The organism is Amycolatopsis kentuckyensis, from assembly GCF_041679295.1.
Lineage (GTDB): Bacteria > Actinomycetota > Actinomycetes > Mycobacteriales > Pseudonocardiaceae > Amycolatopsis > Amycolatopsis kentuckyensis_A.
In genome coordinates this window covers 747,195-769,871 of record NZ_JBGDMD010000001.1, presented here as the reverse complement: position 1 = coordinate 769,871, position 22,677 = coordinate 747,195, and the positions used below count along the sequence as shown (strand labels likewise).

The following is a 22,677-nucleotide window of genomic DNA, read 5'->3' as shown; positions in this document are numbered from 1 at the left end:
TTCGTGCTGAGGTGTGGCTCCTGATCTAGGGTGGGCGCATGATTCTGCGGCGCACCCTGCTCGCGTTGGTGGCCCTGAGCGCGGCGGTCGTGACTGGCTGCTCCTCGAGCGGCGACGCGTCGCTGCCCGAAGCCGGTGCCCTGCTCAAGGACAGCGCGGCTGCCGCGGGCGGCGTCACCAGCACGCACTTCGCGCTGAAGGTCAACGGCACCGTGCCGGGCCTCAGCGTGCACAGCCTCGACGGTGACCTGACCAAGGCCGACGGCGGTGGCGCGAAGGGCACCGGCACGGTGGAACTGATGGGCCAGGTCGTCGACGCCCAGTTCGTCCTCGTGAACGGCTCGCTGTACATCAAGGGGCCCACCGGCGGGTTCCAGCGGATCCCCGCGGCGCTGAGCTCTTCGATCTACGACCCGTCCGCGATCCTCGACCCGCAGCGAGGCATCCCCAAGGTGCTGTCCTCGGTCCAGGGCCCGAAGACGGACGGGACGGAAGACATCTCCGGCACGCCGACGTACCGCGTCACCGGAACGGTGCCGAAGGACGCGCTGGCCGCCCTGGTGCCAGGGGTGTCCTCGGACGCCAACGCCACCCTCTGGCTCCGCCAGGACGGCGGCCACCTGCCGGTCAAGGCTTCGCTGGGGTACCCGGGCGGCGCCGGCGTGGACGTCACGCTGTCCGATGTGGACAAGCCGGTCACCGTCACCGCGCCGGCGTGACCGGGCTGGACGGCTCGCGCGGCGGCCGCGCGCTCGCGGTCGGTGCCGGCGGTCTCGCCGTGCTGCTCGGCGCGCTGGACACCTACGTCGTGGTCGGCCTGCTGCGGCAGATCATCGACGACCTGAGCGTTCCGGTGAACCGGCTGGAGATCGTCACCCCGGTCATCACCGGCTACCTGCTCGGCTACGTGGCCGCGATGCCGCTGCTCGGCCAGTTGTCCGACCGGTTCGGCCGCAAGCTGCTGCTGCAGGCCTGCCTCGGCGGTTTCCTCGCCGGGTCGGTCGTCACCGCGCTGGCCGGCACGGTGCCGGTACTGGTCGTGGGCCGGGTGGTCCAGGGGACCGCCGGGGGCGCGCTGCTCCCGGTGACCCTCGCGCTGGCCGCGGATCTGTGGCCGGGGAACCGCCGCTCCGCCGTGCTGGGGGCGGTCGGTGCCGCGCAGGAGCTCGGCAGTGTGCTCGGGCCGCTCTACGGCATCGGGCTGGCCGCCGTGACCGGCTGGCGCGGCGTGTTCTGGGTGAACGTCCCGCTGACCGTGCTGGCCGCCGTCGCGGTGCAGGTTTCCGTGCGTGGCGGGAAACCCGCCGAGCGGCCGCGCGTGGACCTCGGTGGCGTCCTGCTGCTGGCGCTCACGCTGGCGTTGCTCGTCATCGGCCTGGACAACCCGAACCCGCGCGAGCAGGTGCTGCCGACGTGGGGAGTGCCGTTCCTGATCGGCGCCGGCGTCAGCCTGGTCGCGTTCCTCTGGTGGGAGTCGCGCGCCGGGGTCCGCCTCATCGACACCGCGAACGTGTCCCTGCGGCCGTTCCTCACCTCGCTCGGGACGAGCGTCGCCGCGGGGGCGGCGTTGATGATCACGCTGGTCGACGTCGACTTGTTCGCGCAGACCCTGCTCGGCCGCGACGACGGCGGCAGCGTCGAGCTCCTCCTGAGGTTCCTGGTCGCGCTGCCGGTCGGCGCGCTGCTCGGCGGCCTGCTCGCCACGCGGATCGGCGAACGCTGGATCGCCGGTGCCGGAATGCTGATCGCCGCCGGCGGCTACCTGCTGATGTCCCACTGGCCCGCCGACGTTCTCGCGGCCGAGTCCGTGCTGGGGCTGCCGCGCCTCGACGTCGACCTGGCACTGGCCGGACTGGGGCTCGGCCTGGTCATCGCCCCGCTGTCGACCGTGGCGCTGCGTGCCGTGCCGCGCGCCCAGCACGGCGTCGCATCGGCCGCGGTCGTGGTCGCCCGGATGACCGGAATGCTGGTCGGCGTCGCCGCCGTGTCCGCCTTCGGCCTGCACTACTTCCACACGTTGACCGCGTCGCTGAACCCCCCGATCCGGATCCTGTTCCCGTCCGCGCCGGCCTACGACCGGGCACTCGCCGACTACCTCGGCGCGGTCCGCGAGGCGCTGCTGAGGGAATACCACGCGATCTTCCTGATCACGTCCATGATCTGCCTGGCCGGCGCGGCCGTCGCCGTGTCCATCGGAAGGCGAACGCCCCGGGCGGTCGTGAGTGGTGCGCCGGGCCGGTCATCCACGGCACCTTGATCGCTTCGTCAGGAGACGGGTCCGGCGGGCGTGCCGAACGTCGCGCGGTAGTCGCGGGGCCGGTGTCCCGCCAGGCGGGTGAAGAGGGCGCTGAACGTCCCGGGGTCGCGATAGCCGACGTCGGCGGCGATGCCGGCTACCGTCCGGTCGGTGGTCTCGAGCAGGTGTTTCGCCCTGCGCACCCGTTCCGCCTGCAGGTATTCGAGCGGGGTCTGGCCCGTCTCGGCGCGGAACCGCCGCAGGAGCGTTCGCGTGCTGACGTTGAACGTTGCCGCGAGCAGGCCGAGGTCGTACCGCTCGCGCAGGTTCTGAGCCAGCCGGCGTTTGACGCCTTGGGAGAACCGGCTGCCGTTGGCGGGCAACAGGTCCCGGTCGACGTACGGAGCCTGGCTGGGTCGCGCGTCGTCGACGAGCGCGACACGCGCGGTGGCGCGGGCGACGCGGCTGCCGTGGTGCTCGCGGATGAGGCCGAGGGCGAAGTCGTACATCGCGCTGAACGCGCCGGTCGTGGTCACCCCCCGGTCGGTGACCACCAGCCTCTCCGGTCTGACGTCGGTGCCGGCGCACCGGTCCGCCAGCCGGTCGGCGAAGAGCCACGAGGTCGTCGACTGCCGCCCGTCGAGCAGGCCGGCCTCCGCGAGCAGGAACGCGCCGACACAGACCGAAACCAGCGCGACTCCCGATCGCGCGCCGGAGCGGATGGTTTCGACTTCCGGCCCGAGCGACGCGAGTGTCGCGTCCAGGTCGAGCCGGGGGTACAGCTCGAACCCGGGTACGACGAGGACGTCGACCTGTCGTACCGGCACGACCGTGATCACCGCGCCGCCGGAGGCGACCACGCGCCGCCGCGGCGACAAGATCGACACGTCGTACGGCGGATCCCCGGTCGCGCGGGGGGCCGCGATGTGCGAGGCCATGGTGAGAAGGTCCGGAACTCCGAAGATTTCCGATGCGAAGCAGCCCGGATAGGCGAGCACCCCGACGCGGAGCGGAGCCACCATGGTGGCGAGATTACCCGGACACCTGGCGATCCCGCCACTGGTCGGACCGGCCACTCCGGTCCGACGATGGCGCCATGGCGAGCACCGAACCGCAAGCGGACGACGCTCTCGCGGACTTCTCGAAACGGCTGATCGACATCGGAGGTGTCAGCAAGACCGTCCACGTCGGCGGGTCCGGGCCGGCCGTCGTGCTGATGCCGGAGATGCCCGGCATCAGCCCGGACGTCGTCCGGCTGGCTCGCTGGATCCGGGACGCGGGCTTCACGGTCTACTTGCCGTCGCTGTTCGGTGTCGACGGCGCCTTCCCCACCGCCGCCGACGGGGAGAAGATCGTCCGCCGCGCCTGCGTCAGCGCCGAGTTCCGCGCGTTCGCCGGTGGCGGCACCAGCCCGATCACGGTCTGGCTCCGAGGGCTGGCCAGGACGGCGATGGCCGAGTGCGGCGGGCCCGGCGTGGGCGCGATCGGGCTGTGCTTCACCGGCAACTTCGCGCTCACCATGGCACTCGAGCCGGCCGTCATCGCGCCGGTCGTCAACCATCCCTCGCTGCCCCTGGACGACCCCGCCGGGCTGGAGATCGGCGACGAGGACGCCGCACTGGTGCGCGAGCGCATCGAACGTGACGGGCTGAAGGTCCTCGCTTACCGGTTCGACAACGACCGGTGGTGCACGGGCCAACGGTTCGCCGCGTACCGCGCGCTCCTCGGCGACGCGTTCGACGGACGCGTTCTCCCGGGCGAGACGGCCAACCCCGAGCCGCCTTCGTTCTTCCGTGAGGTCGTCGGCTGTCCCCACAGCGTCGTCACGGCCCACCTGGTCGACCAGCACGGACACCCCACGCTGCGCGCCAGAGACGAGATCCTGGACTTCCTCGCCGAACGGCTCGTCCCGCAGGTGAGTTGACCGGGAGTTGTACGCTGGCCACGTGCTGGTCTGTCGGGTGTTGGGGCCGACGGAGGTGGAAGCCGGCGGCGCCGGGGTGGATCTCGGCGGGCCGCTGCCCCGGCGGCTGTTCACCGCGCTGGTGCTGGCCGCGGGGGAACCGGTTTCCGACGGGCGGCTGGTCGAAGCCGTGTGGGGCGCCGACCCGCCGTCTCGGGCGGCGGCCGCGCTGCAGGTCTACGTTTCCCGGCTTCGCGGGGCCTTCGGCAGCGGCGGCCGGGATCTGCTGGAGCGCGCCGGATCGGGATACCGGTTGCGAGTGCCGCCGGGGGCCGTCGACGCGGATCGTTTCGTGCAGCAGGTCGAGCGGGGGCGGCGGTTGCTCGCCGAGGACAACGCCGCACCGGCGCTGCACGCGTTCACCGAGGCGTTGACCTGGTGGCATGGTGAGCCGTACGCGGATCTGCCGGCTGGTCCCGATGTGCTGGCCGCCCGCGGCCGGCTGGTCGAGCTGCGCGAGGTGGCGATCGAGGAGCGGCTGGCCGCGCGACTGTCGACGGGGGACGCACCGGGTGCGGTGGCCGAGCTGGACGCGGCGGTGCGGGCCGCGCCGTACCGCGAGCGACGGTGGGCGCTGCTCATCCTCGGGCTGTACCGCTGTGGCCGGCAGGGCGACGCGCTCGCCGCGCTGCGTCGCGTGCGTGCGCTGCTCGCCGACGAGCTCGGCGTCGACCCCGGCCCGGAGCTGCAGCGGCTGGAGCGGCTCGTGCTGGCCCAGGACCTTCGGCTGCTGCTGCCCGAAACGCCCTCGACACCCCCGCCAGCACCGGCCGGCGGCCTGGCCGCGGCGCGTCGCTTCGGGCGGCCGCTGTCCTCCTTCCTCGGCCGCGACCGTGAGCTGGCCACCGTGGCCCGGCTGCTGGCCGAGCAGCGGCTGGTCACCCTCGTGGGTCCGGCCGGGGTGGGTAAGACGCGGCTGGTCGTCGAGTACGCCGGCACGCTGCCCGACGCCGACGGTCCGTGGCTGGTCCGGTTGGCCGACGTCGGCCGGCCCGAGGTGATCGTCCACGCGATCGCCGACGCCGTCGGCCTGGCGCAGGTGGCCGATGAGCCTCGGCACGCCCTGCGCGACGCGCTCGCCGGCCGGGCCGGGCTGCTCGTGCTGGACAACTGCGAGCACCTCGTCGACGCCACCGCCGAGCTCGCCATCGAACTGCTCACCGCCTGCCCCATGCTGCGGGTCTTGGCCACGAGCCGGGAACCGCTGGGGATCGACGGCGAGGCCACCGTCACGGTGCACCCGCTCCCGCTGCGATCCGGCGACGACGCGGACGGCTCGGCGGTGACGCTGCTGCTGGACCGGATCCGGGCGGTGCGTCCCGGCTGGACACCCTCGGACGAGGAACGGGCCCAGGCTCGGCAGGTCTGCGCGGCGTTGGACGGCCTGCCCTTGGCCATCGAACTGGCCGCCGCCCGCGCGCGGCTGCTCGGGCTCGGGGAGATCGCCGGGTACCTGCACGACCGGTTCGCCCTGCTCGGACCGGTCGCCCGCGGCTCACTGGTCCCGCACGCCACGCTGCAGGCGGCGATCGCCTGGAGCGTCGAGCTGCTCTCCGACGACGACCGCGAACTGCTGCTCCGGCTCTGGCCGTTCGAGGGCGGATTCCCGCTGGAGGCGGCCGAAGCGGTTCGCCCGGCCGGCTCGGCGCTGGAGTCGTTGTCGTCGTTGGTCACCCGGTCGGTGGTCAGCGCGGACACCACCGTGGCCCCCACCCGCTACCGGCTGCTGGAGACCATCCGGGCCTACTGCCGGGCCATCGACCCCGATCCGGACGGTACCCGGGAGGCGCACGCGATCTGGGTGCGCGACCTGGCCGCCCGGTGCACGGCGGACGTCCGCGGACAACGCCACGGCGGCCGGGCCGTGCGGATCCTCGACCGGGAGCTGCCGAACCTGCGCGCGGGCATCGCGCACGACTTGGCCCACCAGCCGGACCACGCCCTGCGCACCGTCGGCCTGCTCGACTGGTTCTGGCTGCGGGGCGGCCACTCGGACGAGGGCCGCCGGCTCATCGACACCGCCCTGCGCGCCGCACCCCACGCGGCACACGCCCACCGCGCCCGCGCCCACCTGGCCCGCGTGATCAGCGCGGCCCTCTTCGCCGACGAGGCCGAGGCGCGGCGGATGTTCGAGGAAGCCCGGGTCGCGATCGGCGAGCCGGCCGACGACGAACACCGTGTGCTGTACGCGAGCCTGCAGTACTACCGCGCCATGTTCTGGCAGACCACCGGCGAAGTCCAGGCCGCACACGACGCCGCCGACGAGGCGGTCACCATCGGCACCCGGCTGGGGCTGGACTGGATCCGGGTCGCCGGGCTCAGGACGCGCAACGCCGCGCTCATCCGTCTCGGACACGTCGCCGCCGGCGAAGCCGGGCTCATCGACACCATCGAGGAGGCCGAGCGAACCGGACAGCTCTGGTCGGCCGGCTGGTCGGAGCTCGCCCTCGCCCTGTCCTACCTCGAGCGCGCGCACGCCGACCCGAGTGGCCTGGCGGCCCGCGGCATCGACGCGCTGCGCCGCGCCCTGGCCCGGTTCCGCCACCAGGAGGACAGCGTCTTCACGCTCGCCGTGCTCTACACCGGCGTCCACGCCCTGGTCCTCGCGGGCCGCCCGCACGACGCGGGACGGCTGCGCGCCGCCGTGCACCACCACGCCATCAGGCTGGGCTTTCGGCCCGACCTGTTGCGGCGCTTCGGCTCTCCCGACAGCGACCACATGGTCGACACCGCACTCAGCCCTGAGGACCGCGACACCGCTGCCGCCGAAGGGGCCGGCCTGAGCTGGCTCGGCATGATCACCCTGCTCACCGGCTGAGCACGTCCCCGATGCCGGACCTATGCAGCGGTTGTGGTGAGCAGCGCGGTGATGGCGGGGTGGCGGCGCAGGCGGCCCAGGCAGCGTTGCCGAGTCGGTCCGATGGCGCCGACGGGTATCCGCAGCGTCGTGCTGATCCGGGTGTAGGGGGTGGGCGGGTCGCAGAAGAGCATCGACAGCAGGTGCTGATCCCGCTCCGGCAGCGTCGCGATGGCTTGCTGCAGTACGGTTCGCCGTTCCAGCTGCAGAAGCCGTGCGTCGGGCTGCGGCCGGGTGTCGGCGACGTCCCCTTCGTGGCTGGTCTGACGAGCGTGGTGGCGCAGCAGGGCGAGGCATTCCCGCTGGGTGGTGACGGACAACCAGCCGGGCAGCGCGGCGGGCGTGCGCAGGTCGGCGAGGTGGGTCACCAGCCGCAGCCAGACCACGCCGGCGACGTCGTCGGCATCCGCGGCGGCCAAGCCGTGGCGGCGGCACACCGACTGCACCAGCGGGGTGTAGCGCCGCACGATTTCCTGCCAGCTGGATGGGTTGCCGCGCACCGCGTCGTGCACCAGACGCGCCGCGAGGTCGTCGTTGTTCGGCAAGGCGTCTCCGTCGATGAGGATCCGGCCGCTTTTCCGACCGGAATCGGTGTCTGCCGTTCTAAGCGGTCCGGCCTGCAGGCCGCCTGCAATCCACCTGCAGGAGCGGCGCTGTCGGGCAGGCTCATCTACATCTTGTTTCGCGCCGAGCAGCGCCTTGTCGACACGCCTGCCGTATGAGCGGTGACGATTTCCGTCGATCGCGCGGGGCTCGGCGACCGCTACGGCCGGTTCCGTCCGGTCGAGGCGGAACTCGCGGAGGTCGTCCCTCGCGCGGCCGTACCGGCACAACGCGGGTTCGCGGCAGCGGTTTTCCGCCGTGTCAAGGCTTCTTGCCCCAGAGCGGCAGCTTGGCCGGGTCGTACGGGTGCACCGTGATCGTCACCCCGCCACGCAAAATGCCTTCCTCGACGAGCTCTTTCCGGTCACCGGCCAGGATGTGGATGCATCCGTGGGACATGACCAGGTCGCCCGCTTCCAGCGCCCTGGCGGCGTCGTCGGTCTCCGGTGTCGTGTGGATGATGTCGCCCTTCGTGCCGGTGAGCCGGAAGCCCTCCTTGCCGAAGTCGTTGAGGATCCACGTGTCCGGCAGCGGCCGGACCGGGCCGCCCGCCTTGGCCTGCTCGATCTCCGTGGTCACCTGCGCGGCCTTGCTCCGGTCGTCGGCCAGTTCCCGGAGCGCGAGCACCCTCGTCGTCGCGAACAGGACCTGGGCTCGGGTGAGCTTGGTCTTCAGCTTCGTCACCGAGATCCACTTGCCGTCGCGCTGGAACAGGACGTCGGTTCCGGTGTCCTTGACCGGAGTGCCGTTCGCGAGCTGCGAGAACTTCCACGAGTCACCCACGACCGGGCTGCCCTCGCCCAGGGTGAACGTCCCGGCCGTCGTCGGGTTGAAGGTGTGGCCGGGGTTCTCCTCGTCCTTCTTCGACTCCGGCGGACCGCCACGGGCGGGCACGGTCTTCGTCAGCTTCTCCTTCACGAAGACCCTCAGCTCACCCATCGGCTGCAGGAGGCCGTGCTCGGTCACCGTCGACGCGTCGGGAACGAACTCCAGCTTCAGATCAGCGGCCGACGGCCCGATGAGCGGCGAAAGCTCGGCCTCCAGCGCGGGCTGTTTCGGGAACGGAGCCTCGTTGACGCGTTTGAGCAGGCTCGCGAGCTCGCCCTGGCTCATGCGCTTGTAGAGCCCGGTGCGCGCGCTTTTCGACAGCGCGAGCAGCGCCGTCCAGCATTCGGTGTAGGTGATCCGGCCCGCCGTAGCGTTGCGGAGGGCGTCCATGCCGGTCACCTCGCTCGCCGAGGCGTCCTTCCTCGCCGCCACGGCCATCGCCAGGTCGAGCCGCGGCTTGTCGTACCGGGTTCCGTCGACGGGGTGCGCGGCCAGCTTGGCCCGGGCCGCGCCGAGCTGCCGCAGGATGGCGACGATCCCCTCCGGGTTGTGGCCGTTGAGCAGCCACCAGGGACCGCCGTCCCGGTTCCAGTCGTCACCGTTCATCTGCGCGGCGACGCCGTCCGCATTGTCCTTCGCCCACCCGCGCTGCACGACGATGCCGGCCGCCCGGTTGCCCGCCGTCCGCTGGAGGTTCAGCAAGAGCTCGGCTCGCGGAGCAGCGGGGCGCGTCACCGGGACAGGCGGCCCGGCGGTCGTGTGGTGGTCACGGCGGCGATCGCGCATCGGCTCCTCCCCGGACGTCGGTCTGCCGTGATTGTCTCCGGGATGGGTGGATCGGCACAGGGCCGAGCGGACCGCCCTTTCGTGCCGGCTATCCGGACCGCCGGGCAAGGTTGTCGATCATCAAGCCGAGCGTGAACTCGAACCGGTCGTGGCCGCTCCCCGATGTCAGCTCCGCCGCGTGACGCCGGGTCTGCGGGAACTCCTCCGCCGGCAGCGCGGCGAACCGGCTCTGCAACTCCTCGCGGCTGACGACCCATTCGTCGTCCGGGTGGTTGCGCCGCTGCTGGACCAGCGACTGCTCCAACGCGTACGCACTGACGTACAGGGACAACGCGTCCAGAGCCCACGCCGCGGTCTGCGGTTCGATCCCGCCGGCGAGCAGGATCGCGAAGAGCCCTTCGCGGACCCGCAACGCGTCGAGGTTGGTCGGGACCGTCCCCAGCGCCGCGCGCGAAACCCCCGGGTACTTCGAGTACTGGTCACGGATCTGCCTGTACGCCTCGAGGATCTGCGTCCGCCACCTGGCCGGGTCCGGTTCGGGCAGCACGAGCTCGGCACAGAGCCGGCCGACGAGCAGGTCGTCGATGTCGTCCTTGGTGACGATGTGCGCGTACAGCGATGACGGCCCGGTGCCCAGCACCGCGGCGACCCGGCGGATCGTCAGCGCGTCGTAGCCCTCGGTCGCCACCACCTGCAGGGCCGCGTCCGTGATCCGGTCGACCGTGATCGGCTTCTTGGTGGACGCCGGGGCCGCACCGGCGTGGCGGGCTGCTCGGCGTTGCCGGGGGCCGGAGGGCATGCCGGTCACCATACCTGGGAACGAACTTAGTTCGCGTGGTAGAACTTAGTTCGTAGGAGACGAACTAAGTTCGTATGAGGAGGTGCGTGATGCGAGTGTCCATCGCCGGCGCCGGGCTGGGCGGGCTGTGCCTGGCGCAGGGCCTGCGCCAGGCCGGGATCGACGCCGACGTCCACGAGCGCGACCCGGCGATCACCGCCCGGTTCCAGGGCTACCGGCTCGTCCTGGACGAGCACGGGCTGACGGCGCTGCGAGGCTGCCTGCCGCCCCGGTGGCACCCGCTGCTGGACGCGGTCGTCGGCGACGCCTACGCCGAGCGGCTCGTCCTGGACCCGCGGCTGAACAAGATCGGCGAACTCGGCCCCGGCCGAGCCGGGACCGTGGTCGACCGGCACGTGCTCCGGCACCTGCTGCTGACCGGGCTCACCGTGCGTACCGGCGCCGCGCTGACCGGCTACGACGTGCTCGGCGACGGCCGCGTCGAAGCCCGGTTCACCGACCACGACCCGGTGGTCGCCGACCTGCTCGTCGGGGCCGACGGCGTCGGCTCCGCCGTCCGCGCGGTGCTGGCGCCGCGGACCACCCCGACCGACACCGGCGTCCGGTTCGTCATCGGCCGCACGCCGCTGACCGGGCAGTTCGCCGGACTGGAACGGGCGTTCGGCTCGAAGATCGCCGGAGCCGGCGTCAGCCTGCTGCTCGGCGCCATGCGGTTCCGCACCCCGCCGAAGGAAGCGGCCGAAGCGCTGGCGCCCGAGGTGACCCTGCCCGATGTCCGCGACTACGTGCGCTGGGCCATGATCCTGCCGCCGGACGGCTCGGTCGGCGCCGCCACCCCGCAGGAGGCCGTGCTGGCCCGGACCGAGGGCTGGCACCCGGACCTGCGGGCGCTCATCGAGCAATCCGACCCGGACAACAGCACCCTGCTGTCCATCCGGGTGGTCGAACCCGGCGAACGCTGGGCGCCCGGCCCGGTCACACTGCTCGGCGACGCCATCCACGCCACCTCCCCGACCGGCGGCAACGGCGCGAACACCGCCCTGCGCGACGCCGACCTGCTGCGCCGCTGCCTGACCGAGGACGGCGGGAACCTCCTCGACGCGGTCGGCGGCTACGAGCGGCAGATGTTCGAATACGGCGCCGAGGCCGTGCGCCACAGCCTCGGCGCGCTTCCCGGCTTCGTCCCGCAACCGGCCGGCTGACGGCCGGTTCGCGGTAGCGTGCTCGCAACGACAGCGGTGAAGGGGGACCCGGGGAGTGCAAGCGCCGTCGACGGTCGTGCAGTTCGCCCTGCTCGTGCTGCTGGTGCTGCCCGGGGTCACCTACCAGTTCCTCCGCGAACGCCGCCGCGGGCCGGTGCCCGGTGAGCGCGACCTCGGCGAGCGCGTGCTGCGGGCGATCGTCGCGTCGATCTGCCTCGACGCGCTGTACGCCGTCGTCGCGGGACCCGCGCTGGTCCGGCTCGCCCGCGGCACGAACGGCGACTGGACGGGGTTCACGGAGCGGCCCCGGCTGGTCGGTGCGGTCGCGGTGCTGCTGTTCCTCGCCGTGCCGGCCGTGGCCGCGGTCGCCGTGTCCGCGGTCGAAAGCCGCCGGCGCCGCAGCCGGTTCGTGCGCACGCCCACCGCCTGGGACCACGCCTTCGCCGACCGCGAGCCATGTTTCGTCCGCGTGCGGCTCAAGGACGGCAACTGGGCCGGTGGCTGGTACGGCGACCGCTCGTACGCCTCCTCCTACCCGCATCCGGCCGACCTCTACCTCGAATCGGCGCGGGTGATGGGCTCCGACGGGACGTTCGGCGAACGCGTGCGCGGCACCGCGGGCCTGCGGCTACGGGCGGAGGACTTCGACGTGCTCGAATTCGTCGAGGCCACGGATCCGGCGGCCGAGCCGGGGAAGGAGCGGTGATGGCGCACGATCCCGAGCTCTCGCCGGAAGAGGCGGAGCTGCTGCGGGCCCGCGGGGAACGCGGCTACACCCCCAAGCGCCGGGTCGCCGAGCCGGAGGAGGCACCCGGCGGACCGGCGGGCCCCTCGCACGACACCGAGGACTGACGCGTGGGCGCCGATCCCGAGCGGTTCCGGGACGCGTTCCAGGTGGCCCGGCTCAGCCCCGACCCCGCGTCCGTCGAGGAGGCGGTCGAGCAGGGGCGGGCCCTCCTGGCCGCCGACGACGTCGCCGAACGCGACTCGATCCTGTCCGAACTCGGTGGCCTGCTCCAGACCCGCTACCACCAGACCGGCGACTTCGGGTACCTGCAGGAAGCCATCGAGAAGGTGACCGAGGCGTACCTGCTGGCGTACGGGCGGCCCGAGGAGTCGGCGCGCTACGCCAGCAACCTCGGCATGCTGTACCACACCGCGTTCCGGGTGAACCGCGATCGCCGGACCCTGTCCGACGCACTGGACTGGAGCCGCGGGGCCGTCGAAGAAACGCCGCCCGCGACCAGGGCGTACTACCTGGCGAACCTCGTCGTCGCGCTGCGGACGGCGTTCACCGAAACGCGGGATCCCGGTTTCCTGGCCGAAGCCGTCGAGCAGGCGCGCGCCGCCGTCCGAAGCTCCCTCGACGACGTGGACGCCGCGCGCGGCCTCCACTTCCTCGCCACCGTCCTGCGCGACTGGATCCGCGAAACCGGGGACGACGACTTGCTGGCGGAAGCCGTCGACGCGGCCCGCCGGGCGGTCGACCGCACCCCGCCGGGGTCGTCCGACCTGCTCGACCGCCTGGTGAACCTGGCCTACCTGCTCGAGGACCGCCACGCCGCCACCGGATCGCGCGAGGACCTGGCGGAGCTGCTCCGGATCCGCCAGGCGGTGGTGGCCCACACCCCCGTCACGGACCGGCGGCACTCGCCCCACCTCGTCGACCTGACGAGGACCGAACGAGCCTGGGCCGCGCTGACCGGCGAGCCCCCGGCCGGCCGCCCGGGGGCCTGGGAACGGGCCGACAGCGAAGCCGAGGCGTGCGGCCGGTACGCCGCCGAGTTCAAGCAGACGCTGGACCCGGCGCGGCTCGAGGAGGCGATCGCCCTCGGCCGCTCGGCGATGGCCGCGACGCCGGTGGGTCATCCGCGGCGCGGCGTGCGGCTCGACCACTTCGCGACGGCGCTGACCGCTCGCGGCGAACTCCTCGGCGACCACGCGGCGTTCGCCGAGTCCGTCGCGGTCCAGCGGGACGCGGTCGCCGCCACGCCCGCGGGCGACCGGCTGCGGAGCATGGTCCTGGGCAACCTCGCCATCACCCTGAACGCCTGGTTCCTGGCGACCGGCGACCTGGCCCACGTCACCGACGCGATCGACGCGGCCCGGCAGGCCGTCGAGGCCGGGACCGGCGACCGCGCGCGCTGGCTCGGGATCCTCGCGGCCGTGCTGGACAACCGCTTCCGGGCGACCAGCGAGCTGCCGGTGCTGTCGGAAGCGGTCGACACCGCGCGGGAGTCGGTCCGCCTCGGCGCGGGGCTGGTCGCGGGGCAGGCCGAGCGGATCTCCAACTTCGGCACCCTGCTGTCCGACCTGTACTCCCGGACGGGCAAGGCCGCTCTGCTGGACGAGGCGATCGAGGCCCACCGCGCGGCCGTGAACGCGACCGCGGACGACGATCCGGCCCGCGCGTTCCGGCTGGCCAACCTCGGTGGCGTGCTGGAAACCGCGTACGGCCGGACCGGCGACCGGCGAGCGCTGCGCGACGCCGTCGCCGCGCGCCGGGCATCGGTGGCGGCGACGCAGGTGGAGAGCCCGGACTGGGCGCAGCACACCGCGAGCCTGGCGGGCGCACTCGGCGACTGGTTCGCGAACCCCGCCGGACGCGGTGGTGACGCGGGACCGGCACCGGATCCCGCGGTCCTCGACGAAGCCGTCACGCTGGCCCGGCGGGCGGCCCGCGCCGAGCACGACTCCTACTCGCGGACCAGCGTCGCCAATGTGCTGGCGCTGCGCTTCCGGCACTTCGGTGACCGCGACGCGCTGGCCGAGGCGCTCGGCCACTACCGGCAGGCGGCGGCGTCCGCCGGCTCGCCCGCGAAGGACCGGGCCGAGGCGGCCGACCGGTGGGGTGCTCTGGCCGCCGAGGCCGGGCAGTTCGCGGAGGCGGCCGAGGGGTACGCCGCCGCGGCCGCGCTGCTGCCCCAGCTCGCCGGCCGCCTGCTGAACCGCGAGGACGCGCAGTACTGGCTCGGCCGCTTCGCCGGGATCGCGGCCGACGCCGCCGCGTGCGCGCTCGCCGCCGGCGACGCGGAGAACGCGGTGACCCTGCTCGAATCCGGGCGCTGCGTGCTCGCGGCCCAGGTGCTCGACGGCCGCGGCGACCTGTCCGAGCTGCGCGAGCGGGCGCCCGGCCTGGCCGACCGGTTCCAGGCGCTGACCGCGGAGCTGGAAACGGACACCCCGCGGGACCGGCTGGCGCTCGCCCGCGAACTCGACGCCTTGACCGGCCGGATCCGCGCGCTGCCGGGAATGGCGCGGTTCCTGCGGCCGCCGCTGCTCGCCGACCTCACCGCGCAGGCCCGCGAAGGGCCGATCGTGTACGTCAACGTGAGCCGGCACCGGTGTGACGCGCTCATCCTGACCCGCGAGGGCGTCCGGACCCGGGAACTGACCGGGTTGAGCGAAGCCGAGGTGGGCCGGCGCGTCCGCGCGTTCCACACCGCGCTCACCGAGGAGCCCGAGGGACGGCTGGCGGCCGAACGCACGATCCACGACACGCTGGAATGGCTGTGGGACACCGTCGCGAGTCCCGTCCTCGACGCGCTGGCGCTCGCCGGGCCACCGGCGGACGGCGGCCCGTGGCCGCGGATCTGGTGGGCGCCGGTCGGGGCGCTCAGCCTGCTGCCGCTGCACGCGGCGGGCCACCACCGGGCCGGCGGGCCCGTCCTCCACGACCGGGTCGTCTCCTCGACGACGCCGACGATCCGGGCGCTCGGCTACGCCCGCGCGGGTGGTCGCCCCGAGCGGGCGGAGCCGCGGCTGCTGGTGGTCGCGATGCCCCACACGCCGGACGCACCGGACCTGCCCGGCGCGCGGACCGAAGCCGGCCGGCTGGCCACCCGGGTGCCCGGCGCGACCGTCCTGACGGGGCCCGACGCCACCCGCGACGCCGTGCTCCGCGCGTTGCCGGAGAACACCTGGGCGCACTTCGCGTGCCACGGGTACAGCGACCCGGACAACCCGTCGGACAGCCACCTCGCGCTGCACGACCACGAGCGTTCGCCGTTGCGCGTGCCGGACCTGTCGGGGCTGCGGCTGCGGCACGCGGAGTTCGCGTTCCTCTCGGCCTGCGACACCGCGCGCACCACCGAGCGTCTGTCCGACGAGGCGATCCACCCGCTGGCGGCCTTGCAGATCGCCGGGTTCTCCCAGGTGGTCGGCACGCTCTGGCGCATCGACGACGCCGTGGCGCCGAGCGTCACCGAGCAGATCTACGACGAGTTGTTCACGACCGGACCGGACGCGGCCTCGGCGGTCCACCGGACGGTGCGGCGCCTCAAGGAGCGGTACCCGAACCTCCCGTCGCTGTGGGCCGCGTACGTCCACACGGGAGCTTGAGAACGCGGAGGCCTGTCGTTCCGCCATGCTCGATCGCCCGCTGTGATCACCCTGCGGCGCTGTCACGGAGACGGGGTGGGCGGCATCTTGTGGTCGTCCACTTCTCCGGAAAGGAGCGACCGCCATCCGTATCGCGATCTTCGGCGCCGCCGGGCCCACCGGGCGCCTGCTCGTCGACCGGGCCCTCGCCGCCGGCCACCGGGTCACCGCCGTCACCCGGCGTCCGGACTCGATTCCACCGCACCGCGACCGGCTTCGGGTCGTCAGCGCCGACGTGTTCGACCCGGACGCCGTCGACACCGCCGTGACCGGGCAGGACGCGGTGTTGTCGACCTTGGGGGTGCCCGCCGGGAAAGCGCCGATCACGACCTACTCCCGGGGCACCGCCACCATCGTCACCGCGATGCGCCGGCACGACGTGCGCCGGCTCGTCGTGGTCAGCTCGAGCGGCGTCGACCCGCGGCCGTACTCCGACGGCGGCTTCCTGTTCAACCGGGTGCTCCTGCCGTACGTGACCCGGGTGCTCGGCAAGACGGTCTACGACGACATGCGGCGCATGGAAGCGCTCGTCCGCGCCAGTGGTCTGGAGTGGACGGTCGTGCGCCCGAGCGGCCTGTACGACCTGACCGAGGCGACGAGCTACACGCTCACCGAAGGCCACGCCGACGGGAGGTTCACCGCCCGCGTCGACCTGGCGGCGAGCATGCTGGACCTGGTGGAGGGCGACCGGTGCGTCGGGAGCACGGTCGGCGTCATCACCACCACCGGCAATCCCACCCTGTTGCAGTGGTTCCGGCATTCCTCGCGGTAGGAGTGGAATGGTTTGAGCCGGCCGCGACCGTGGTACTGACCGGGTTCACCGCTGTCCCCGGCTTTGGAGGGTGCTCGTGCAGATCCAGGTCAACACCGACCACAAGATCCCCGGTGGCGAAGGGCTGGCCACCTACGTGACCACCGAACTGGAGCACAGCCTCTCCCGGTTCGGCGGGTGGTTGACCCGGGTGGAGGTGCACCTCAGCGAAGACGGCGGCAGCAAGCCGGAAGACAAGAAGTGCGTGATCGAAGCCCGGCCGGGCGGCAAGCAACCCGTCGCGGTCACCCACCACGCGACCACTGTGGACGACGCCTGCACCGGCGCGGCCCACAAACTGGGGCGGCTGCTGGATTCCCGGTACGACCGCGCCCACGACCACAAGGGCAGCGACAGCATCCGGCACATGCCCGCTCCGGACGACCAGCCGCAGGTTTGAGCGAAGCGCCGCCCACCGGCTGTGCCCGGTGGGCGGCGCCTGCTCAGTGCCCGCCCGGATCGCTCGGATGGGGCTTCAGCGGCGTCACCGTCACCGCCATCCACGCGTGCAGCGGCATCGACTCGAGCACCGCCTGCAGCTCTCCCACGTCGACCCGTGGGTGCTGCCTTCGCACGCCCAGCTGCAGCGGGTCGCCGACCGGAGCATCGACCTGGCGATCTGCTGGGCGCGGACCGCCGACCTGGCCGCACACGGCCTCGAGGCCCGCCTGCTCGGCGCGGACCGGCTCCACGCGTTCGGCACCGGCACGCGGACCGCCGAGGTGCGGGCGAAGGACGTCGTCGTGCTGGTCGACGCCGATACCGCCAGCTGGGCGTCGTGGAACGCCTACGCCGAGGAGTTCGCCTCGGCCACCGGCGCCGAGGCAGTGCCCGTCGAGGAGGGCGGGTCGACGGGCCCGGCGTTCTTCGACCACGTCCGCCGGCTGCGACGTCCGGTGCTCAACAACCCGAAGGGCCAGACGACGCCGGCCCCGCCGGATCTCGCGCGCCGGCCGGTGGGCGGGCCGGCGCCGTTCTGGACGTGGTCGCTGGTGTCCCGCCGCGACGAGACGCGCGCGCCGGTCCTCGCGACCATCGAGGCGCTCACCCGGGACGTCGGCTCGCCGGACCTCGGGTGGCTGCCGGCCGACGACCCGCACGCGGCGCTCAGCCGAACGCCCGCACCGCCACGTCCTGCCAGTCGTTCCACGTCTTGAGCCGGGCCTGGTACTCCTCGGTGATCGCGGCGAGGGACTTGCCGAGGAACATCCGCAGCGGCGGGTCGGCGGCGTCGACGAGCTCGAGGATCGCCGCGCGGGTGGCGTGCGGGTCGCCGACGTCCCAGTGGCCGTCGCCGGCGGCCGGGTAATCCGGGTTCGGCGTACTGCGGCGCGAGCCGACGTCGAGCCACTCGGTGGCGTACGGCCCGGGTTCCAGGTTGGTGACGTGGATGCCGAACTCGGTGACTTCCTGCGCCAGGGACTGGGAAAGCCCTTCCAGCGCCCACTTCGACGCGTGGTAGGCGCCGATACCGGGGAACGCCGTCACGCCGCCCTCACTGGTGACCTGCACGATGTGGCCGTGACGCTGGGCGCGCAGGATCGGCAGGGCCGCCTGGGTGACCCAGAGCGCACCGAAGAAGTTCGTCTCCAGCTGGGCGCGGACGTCGTCTTCGGTGAGTTCCTCGACGCGGCCGAAGTGCCCGTAGCCGGCGTTGTTGACGACGACGTCGAGCCCGCCGAAGTGGTCGGCGGCTTCTTGGACGGCGGCGAACGCGGCGGCGCGGTCGGTGACGTCGAGGCGGAGCGGGAGGACGGCGTCGCCGTACTTTTCCACGAGATCGCCGAGCTGCTCGGGGTTCCGCGCGGTCGCGGCGACCCGGTCGCCCCGGTCGAGGGCGGCTTCGGCCCAGTGGCGGCCGAAGCCCTTCGAAGATCCTGTGATGAACCAAATCATGCTTCCATGCTGCGCCCGGCCTCCCATGAGCACCAGCGATGTCTTTTCATGAGAGCCATGCGGTCTGGTCATGGCTAGGCTGACGGCATGAGCGAAGTGACGCTGGCCGGGCTGCGGGTGGTCCGCGAGGTCGCGGCGACCGGCTCGTTCACGGCGGCGGCCGCGTCGCTGGGCTACACGCAGTCGGCGATCTCGCGGCAGGTGGCGATGATGGAGGCGGCCGCGGGCACGGCGTTGTTCGAACGCCACGCGCGCGGGGTGCGCCCGACGCCGGCGGGCGCGGCGCTGGCCCGGCACGCCGCCACCGCGCTCGCGGTCGTCGACACCGCGGAGCAGGAGCTGGCCGGGTTGCGCGACCGGCTGGCGGGCCGGCTGGCGGTCGGCGCGTTCCCGGCCGCGGCGGCGGTCCTGGTGCCCCGCGCGCTGGCCGTGTTGCGCACCCGGCACCCGGGGCTGGTCGTCACGCTGGACGAAGGGGCGACCCCGGCGTTGCTCGCCCGGCTGCGCGGCGGCCGGACGGAGGTGGTGGTGATCGGCGTCGGCGAGGGGTTGCCGGGCTACGACCTCGCGGGGCTGCGGCAGGACGTGCTGACCGAGGACGACCTGCGCGTCGCGGTCCCGGCCGGGCACCGGCTCGCCCGGCACCGGCGGGTCGAGGTGGCGGATCTGCGCGAGGAGACGTGGATCGTGGGCCGCGGAGGCCGGGGCGAGCCGCAGTTCGGCGCGTGGCCGACGCTGTCCGAGCCGCGGGTCGGCTGGGCGGTCCGGAGCTGGACGACCCGGCTGGGCATGGTGGGGGCCGGGCTGGGGATCGCGCTGCTGCCGGGCGTCGCGGCGACGTCAGTGCCGGCCGGGGTCGCGGTGGTCGCGGTGGAGGACCCGGCGTGGCGCGGCCGGAGCGCGGTGGTGGTCACCCGCCCGGGGCGTTCGGCGGGTGCCACCGCCGTGGTCGAGGCACTCCGGGAGCAGGCCGCCGAGCTGCGCGGCTGACAGCGGGAAACGAAACCTGCCCACCCACGACCCCGGGCGTCGCGGTCGATGCCGGCGGGGTCGCGGTGGTCCCGGTAGAGGACCCGGCGTGGCGCGGCCTGAGCGCCGTGGTGGTCACCCGCCCGGGGCGTTCGGCGGGTGCCACCGCCGTGGTCGAGGCACTCCGGGAGCAGGCCGCGCGGCTGACACGGGGGGACGGATCCTGACCACCCACGAGCGCGCGTCCCGGGGGACAATCGGACGCATGGAGCCCACCGGACAGCCGAAGGAGCTCGGCGACTTCCTCAAGGCGCGCCGCGCGCAGCTGAACCCGCGTGACGTCGGCCTGCCGGAGCCGTCCTCGCCGCGGCGGGTGGCGGGGCTTCGCCGGGAAGAGGTCGCGCAGCTCGCCGCGATCAGCGTCGACTACCTGACGCGGCTCGAACAGGGGCGTGTGCAGGCGTCGTCGTCGGTGCTCGCCACCCTCGCCCGCGCGCTGCGGCTGGACGACGACCAGCAGTCCTATGTGTACGAACTGGCGGGCAAGCCCTTCCGCCGGCCGCGGCGCCGGGCGGGCGAAAAGCTGCGTCCGGCCATGAAGCGGCTCCTCGATCAGCTGGCGGAGACGCCCGCGATGGTGCTCGGCCGCCGGCTGGACGTCGTGGCGTGGAACGAGTCGGCCGCCGCGCTGTTCACCGACTTCGCGCGCTACCCGGCGAACCGCCGCAACTACGTTTACCTGCTCTTCGCCGACCCGCAGGTGCGCGCGCTGCACGTGGACTGGGACGAAGCGGCCCGCACGGCGGTGGCGGCCCTGCACCTGGAGGCCGCGCGCGACCCGGACGCGCCGGAGCTGGCGGAGCTCGTCGGCGAGCTGGCGGTGCACCACCCGGAGTTCCGCACGTGGTGGGCGGCCCACCACGTGACGAGCCAGGGCTACGGCGTCAAGCACTACCACCACCCGGTGGTCGGTGACCTCACGCTGGACTGCGACATGTGGGAAAGCCCGGACGGCAGCGGCCAACGGCTGATGGTCCTGACGGCGGAACCCGGCTCGGCGGCGCATGAAGGGTTGCGGATCTTGGCTTCGTGGACCGCCGAGCCCGCCGGCGCGCCCGACCGGTGAGCTTCGGCGTACGGCCCGGATACGACCGCTAGCGGCGCACCAGCAGCGCGGTCGCGAGGATGCCCGCCACCACCACCGCCGCCAGCGCCAGCATGCTGATCCCCATCCCGTGCGCGAAAGCCGCTCGTGCCGCTGGCGCCAGGTGCGCGTCCACCGCGAGCGCGCCCGCCAGCGAACCCTCCGCGACCTCGCGCGCCGCCGGCGGCAGCGAAGCCGTCGCTGAACGGACCGAATCCGTGTACGCGGCGGAAAGCACGCTGCCCACGAGCGCGATCCCCAGTGCCGCACCGACTTCGCGCGTCGCGTCGTTCACCGCCGACGCCACGCCGTACTGCGACGGCGGTACGCTGTCGAGGATCGCGCTCGTCGCCGCCGGGGCCGTCACGCCGATGCCCGCGCCCAGCACGCACACCGCGATCGCCAAGGCGACATAACCACTTCCGGCGTCCAGCTGTCCGATGAGGACCATGCCCACGACGATCACCGCGAGCCCCGCGCACGTCACCGCCCGCAGCCCGAACCGGCGCACCAGCGGTGCCGAAGCCAGCGACAGCGGGAAGAGCGACACCGCCACCGGCCACAGCGCCAGCCCCGACTTCAACGCCGAATACCCCTGCACCAGCTGCAGGTACTGCGCCAGCGCGTAGAACATCCCGAACGCCGCGGTGAACTGGACGGTCACCGAAACCGAGCCGGCCGCGAAGGCCGCGTTGCCGAACAGCCGGACGTTCAGCAGCGGCGACGCGTGCCGCAGCTCGTAGGCGACGAAGAGCGCGCCCAGCGCCAGCCCGCCCGCGATCGACCCGAGCACGACGCCGTGGCCCCAGCCCAGATCGGCGACGCGCAGGATGCCGAACACCACCGCCCCGATCGCCAGGGCGCTGAGCACCGCGCCGACGACGTCGAAGGCCGCCGGCCCGCGCGACGTCGGCACGGTCAGGCTCGCGGCCACCAGGACCACCGACAGCACCGCCGGCCCGAGGAACACCGAGTGCCACGAGAAGTGCTGCAGCAGCACGCCGGCGAGCACCAGGCCGCCGAGCCCGCCGACGCCGGCCACCGCCGCCCAGATCCCGATCGCCCGCCCGCGCCTCTCCGCCGGGAAGCTCGCGGTGATGATCGACAGCGTGGCCGGCATGATCATCGCCGCACCGAACCCGGTGACGGCCCGGGCCACGATCAGCCACGTCGACGTGTCGAGGAACACCGGCGCGGCGCAGCCCACGGCGAACACGAGCAGGCCGGCGACGAGCACGCCGCGGCGCCCGTACCGGTCCCCCAGCGCGCCGGCCGGCAGCACGAGCGCGGCCAGCACCAGTGTGTAGACGTCGACGATCCACGTCTGTTCCGCCTGGCTCGCGCCGGTGTCGGCGGCCAGCGCCGGCAGCGCCGCGTTGACGATCGTCACCATGGCGATCACCAGGCCGACGGCCGTGCACATCACGCCGACCGTCCACGCGCGACGGCCGGTCGACAGCATGGTTTCGCCGGTCGTTCCCAGTTCCGCCCGCATGCACCCGACGCTACGTGCGGGAACCGAGACGCAGGGCGGCCCGCGGTCTCAGTTCTCGGCGGACTTCGGCTTCAGCACGTCCTCGACGAGCGTGCCGACCATGCCCCGCGGAACGGCCGCGCCGGTCAGGGCGGCGTACACCAGCGGGCCGACCAGGGCGTCGAGTGCGGCGTCGGGTGCAAGCCGGGGAGCGATCTCCCCCGCCTCGATCGCGCGGGTGAGCAGCGCGCGTTCCTGCTCGCGGCGCGGGCCCAGGTAGCGCTCCTGGAAGCTCTGCGCGGTCGCGGGGTCGTGCTGTGCCTGGGCCAGGAGCGCGAGCAGGACCTTGCCCGCCGGGTCGCGGGTGAGAAACCGGGTGAACGCGCGGAGGTAGCCGCGGATGGCTTCGGCCGTGGCCTTCCCCGCCGGCACCGGAAACTGCTTGGCGCTGTCGTCGATGAGCGTGTCCAAGAGGATCTCGACCTTCGACGGCCACCAGCGGTAGATCGTCTGCTTGGCGACGCCGGCGCGGCGCGCGATCGCCTCGACGGTCAGCGCGGCGAAGCCGTGTTCGGCGAGCAGGTCGTCCGCGGCGTGCAGCACGGCCAGGCGCGCGGTCTCGTCGCGCCGGTTGCCGGAACGCGGGCGGGGGCTGTCGGGCATGCGCGACACCCTACCCGGGCGCCGCTGACTGGACGCCGCGTCTTGTCTAGACGCAACGTCTCGTCT

21 protein-coding genes are annotated in these 22,677 nt (G+C 73.4%); 13 read left to right on the top strand and 8 right to left on the bottom strand.

Going from position 1 to position 22,677, the window contains the following annotated elements:
• Positions 1-38 precede the first annotated feature (38 nt).
• Both ACERZO_RS03540 and ACERZO_RS03535 read left to right on the top strand, forming a co-directional pair.
• Positions 39-719, top strand: a complete 681-nt coding sequence (locus tag ACERZO_RS03540; RefSeq protein ID WP_372661544.1) for an LppX_LprAFG lipoprotein — start codon at positions 39-41, stop codon at positions 717-719.
• Positions 716-2,257 carry an MFS transporter gene (locus ACERZO_RS03535; RefSeq protein ID WP_372661541.1) on the top strand — a complete coding sequence of 514 codons (1,542 nt, stop codon included), beginning with the start codon at positions 716-718 and terminating at the stop codon, positions 2,255-2,257. The genes ACERZO_RS03540 and ACERZO_RS03535 overlap by 4 nt, the downstream gene beginning before the upstream one ends.
• 8 nt (positions 2,258-2,265) lie before the next feature.
• Here the strand turns inward: ACERZO_RS03535 and ACERZO_RS03530 are convergent, their stop codons facing one another.
• Complete coding sequence (locus ACERZO_RS03530) at positions 2,266-3,258, bottom strand: GlxA family transcriptional regulator (protein ID WP_372661539.1); 993 nt, start codon at positions 3,256-3,258, stop codon at positions 2,266-2,268.
• A gap of 74 nt (positions 3,259-3,332) precedes the next feature.
• Between ACERZO_RS03530 and ACERZO_RS03525 the strand changes: the two genes are divergently transcribed.
• Positions 3,333-4,160, top strand: a complete 828-nt coding sequence (locus ACERZO_RS03525; RefSeq protein ID WP_372661536.1) for a dienelactone hydrolase family protein — start codon at positions 3,333-3,335, stop codon at positions 4,158-4,160.
• A 22-nt stretch (positions 4,161-4,182) separates the two neighbouring features.
• Entirely contained in the window at positions 4,183-7,017 is a 2,835-nt protein-coding gene (locus tag ACERZO_RS03520) for a BTAD domain-containing putative transcriptional regulator (protein ID WP_372661533.1), read from the top strand.
• 20 nt (positions 7,018-7,037) lie between these two features.
• Here the strand turns inward: ACERZO_RS03520 and ACERZO_RS03515 are convergent, their stop codons facing one another.
• The 3 genes from ACERZO_RS03515 to ACERZO_RS03505 all read right to left on the bottom strand — a co-directional run bounded on the left by ACERZO_RS03515 (position 7,038) and on the right by ACERZO_RS03505 (position 10,081).
• A complete protein-coding gene (locus ACERZO_RS03515; RefSeq protein WP_372661529.1) occupies positions 7,038-7,601 on the bottom strand; it encodes an RNA polymerase sigma factor in 564 nt (187 codons plus the stop codon).
• A gap of 319 nt (positions 7,602-7,920) precedes the next feature.
• Entirely contained in the window at positions 7,921-9,273 is a 1,353-nt protein-coding gene (locus ACERZO_RS03510; protein WP_372661526.1) for a hypothetical protein, read from the bottom strand.
• An 88-nt stretch (positions 9,274-9,361) separates the two neighbouring features.
• A complete protein-coding gene (locus ACERZO_RS03505) occupies positions 9,362-10,081 on the bottom strand; it encodes a TetR/AcrR family transcriptional regulator (protein WP_444843213.1) in 720 nt (239 codons plus the stop codon).
• Between the two features lie 80 nt (positions 10,082-10,161).
• On the opposite strand from ACERZO_RS03505, the gene ACERZO_RS03500 reads away from it, so the two are divergent.
• The 6 genes from ACERZO_RS03500 to ACERZO_RS03475 all read left to right on the top strand — a co-directional run bounded on the left by ACERZO_RS03500 (position 10,162) and on the right by ACERZO_RS03475 (position 16,865).
• Positions 10,162-11,274 carry an FAD-dependent oxidoreductase gene (locus ACERZO_RS03500; protein ID WP_372661520.1) on the top strand — a complete coding sequence of 371 codons (1,113 nt, stop codon included), beginning with the start codon at positions 10,162-10,164 and terminating at the stop codon, positions 11,272-11,274.
• 55 nt (positions 11,275-11,329) lie between these two features.
• A complete protein-coding gene (locus ACERZO_RS03495) occupies positions 11,330-11,980 on the top strand; it encodes a DUF6338 family protein (protein ID WP_372661517.1) in 651 nt (216 codons plus the stop codon).
• Positions 11,980-12,126 (top strand): hypothetical protein, encoded by a 147-nt coding sequence (locus tag ACERZO_RS03490; RefSeq protein WP_372661514.1) that lies wholly within the window; start codon positions 11,980-11,982, stop codon positions 12,124-12,126. The genes ACERZO_RS03495 and ACERZO_RS03490 overlap by 1 nt, the downstream gene beginning before the upstream one ends.
• Before the next feature lie 3 nt (positions 12,127-12,129).
• A complete protein-coding gene (locus ACERZO_RS03485; protein WP_372661511.1) occupies positions 12,130-15,615 on the top strand; it encodes a CHAT domain-containing protein in 3,486 nt (1,161 codons plus the stop codon).
• 124 nt (positions 15,616-15,739) lie between these two features.
• Positions 15,740-16,426 carry an NAD(P)-dependent oxidoreductase gene (locus ACERZO_RS03480; RefSeq protein ID WP_372662926.1) on the top strand — a complete coding sequence of 229 codons (687 nt, stop codon included), beginning with the start codon at positions 15,740-15,742 and terminating at the stop codon, positions 16,424-16,426.
• Positions 16,427-16,502: 76 nt separating this feature from the next.
• A complete protein-coding gene (locus tag ACERZO_RS03475) occupies positions 16,503-16,865 on the top strand; it encodes an HPF/RaiA family ribosome-associated protein (RefSeq protein WP_372661508.1) in 363 nt (120 codons plus the stop codon).
• A 43-nt stretch (positions 16,866-16,908) separates the two neighbouring features.
• Here the strand turns inward: ACERZO_RS03475 and ACERZO_RS03470 are convergent, their stop codons facing one another.
• Complete coding sequence (locus tag ACERZO_RS03470; RefSeq protein WP_372662923.1) at positions 16,909-16,983, bottom strand: hypothetical protein; 75 nt, start codon at positions 16,981-16,983, stop codon at positions 16,909-16,911.
• Between ACERZO_RS03470 and ACERZO_RS03465 the strand changes: the two genes are divergently transcribed.
• A complete protein-coding gene (locus ACERZO_RS03465) occupies positions 16,972-17,622 on the top strand; it encodes a hypothetical protein (protein WP_372662973.1) in 651 nt (216 codons plus the stop codon). The genes ACERZO_RS03470 and ACERZO_RS03465 overlap by 12 nt on opposite strands.
• Here ACERZO_RS03465 and ACERZO_RS03460 read toward each other — a convergent pair.
• Entirely contained in the window at positions 17,573-18,361 is a 789-nt protein-coding gene (locus ACERZO_RS03460) for an SDR family NAD(P)-dependent oxidoreductase (protein ID WP_372661505.1), read from the bottom strand. The genes ACERZO_RS03465 and ACERZO_RS03460 overlap by 50 nt on opposite strands.
• Positions 18,362-18,448: 87 nt before the next feature.
• On the opposite strand from ACERZO_RS03460, the gene ACERZO_RS03455 reads away from it, so the two are divergent.
• Positions 18,449-19,351 carry a LysR family transcriptional regulator gene (locus ACERZO_RS03455; RefSeq protein ID WP_372661502.1) on the top strand — a complete coding sequence of 301 codons (903 nt, stop codon included), beginning with the start codon at positions 18,449-18,451 and terminating at the stop codon, positions 19,349-19,351.
• A 244-nt stretch (positions 19,352-19,595) separates the two neighbouring features.
• The gene (locus ACERZO_RS03450; RefSeq protein WP_372661499.1) at positions 19,596-20,456 is read left to right on the top strand and encodes a helix-turn-helix domain-containing protein; all 861 of its coding nucleotides are present in this window, start codon (positions 19,596-19,598) and stop codon (positions 20,454-20,456) included.
• Positions 20,457-20,484: 28 nt separating this feature from the next.
• On the opposite strand, the gene ACERZO_RS03445 is transcribed toward ACERZO_RS03450, so the two are convergent.
• Positions 20,485-21,969: an MFS transporter gene (locus ACERZO_RS03445; RefSeq protein ID WP_372661496.1), complete on the bottom strand. Its 1,485-nt coding sequence runs from the start codon at positions 21,967-21,969 to the stop codon at positions 20,485-20,487.
• Positions 21,970-22,017: 48 nt separating this feature from the next.
• Positions 22,018-22,611 carry a TetR/AcrR family transcriptional regulator gene (locus ACERZO_RS03440; RefSeq protein ID WP_372661493.1) on the bottom strand — a complete coding sequence of 198 codons (594 nt, stop codon included), beginning with the start codon at positions 22,609-22,611 and terminating at the stop codon, positions 22,018-22,020.
• Positions 22,612-22,677: the final 66 nt, after the last annotated feature.

Bases quoted from the DNA above. Each gene is read 5' to 3' on its own strand.
- ACERZO_RS03490 (WP_372661514.1), top strand. From the start codon at position 11,980: ATGGCGCACGATCCCGAGCTCTCGCCGGAAGAGGCGGAGCTGCTGCGG.
- ACERZO_RS03460 (WP_372661505.1), bottom strand. From the start codon at position 18,361: ATGATTTGGTTCATCACAGGATCTTCGAAGGGCTTCGGCCGCCACTGG.
- ACERZO_RS03440 (WP_372661493.1), bottom strand. From the start codon at position 22,611: ATGCCCGACAGCCCCCGCCCGCGTTCCGGCAACCGGCGCGACGAGACC.
- ACERZO_RS03445 (WP_372661496.1), bottom strand. From the start codon at position 21,969: ATGCGGGCGGAACTGGGAACGACCGGCGAAACCATGCTGTCGACCGGC.
- ACERZO_RS03540 (WP_372661544.1), top strand. From the start codon at position 39: ATGATTCTGCGGCGCACCCTGCTCGCGTTGGTGGCCCTGAGCGCGGCG.
- ACERZO_RS03525 (WP_372661536.1), top strand. From the start codon at position 3,333: ATGGCGAGCACCGAACCGCAAGCGGACGACGCTCTCGCGGACTTCTCG.
- ACERZO_RS03500 (WP_372661520.1), top strand. From the start codon at position 10,162: ATGCGAGTGTCCATCGCCGGCGCCGGGCTGGGCGGGCTGTGCCTGGCG.
- ACERZO_RS03530 (WP_372661539.1), bottom strand. From the start codon at position 3,258: ATGGTGGCTCCGCTCCGCGTCGGGGTGCTCGCCTATCCGGGCTGCTTC.
- ACERZO_RS03450 (WP_372661499.1), top strand. From the start codon at position 19,596: ATGGAGCCCACCGGACAGCCGAAGGAGCTCGGCGACTTCCTCAAGGCG.
- ACERZO_RS03455 (WP_372661502.1), top strand. From the start codon at position 18,449: ATGAGCGAAGTGACGCTGGCCGGGCTGCGGGTGGTCCGCGAGGTCGCG.
- ACERZO_RS03510 (WP_372661526.1), bottom strand. From the start codon at position 9,273: ATGCGCGATCGCCGCCGTGACCACCACACGACCGCCGGGCCGCCTGTC.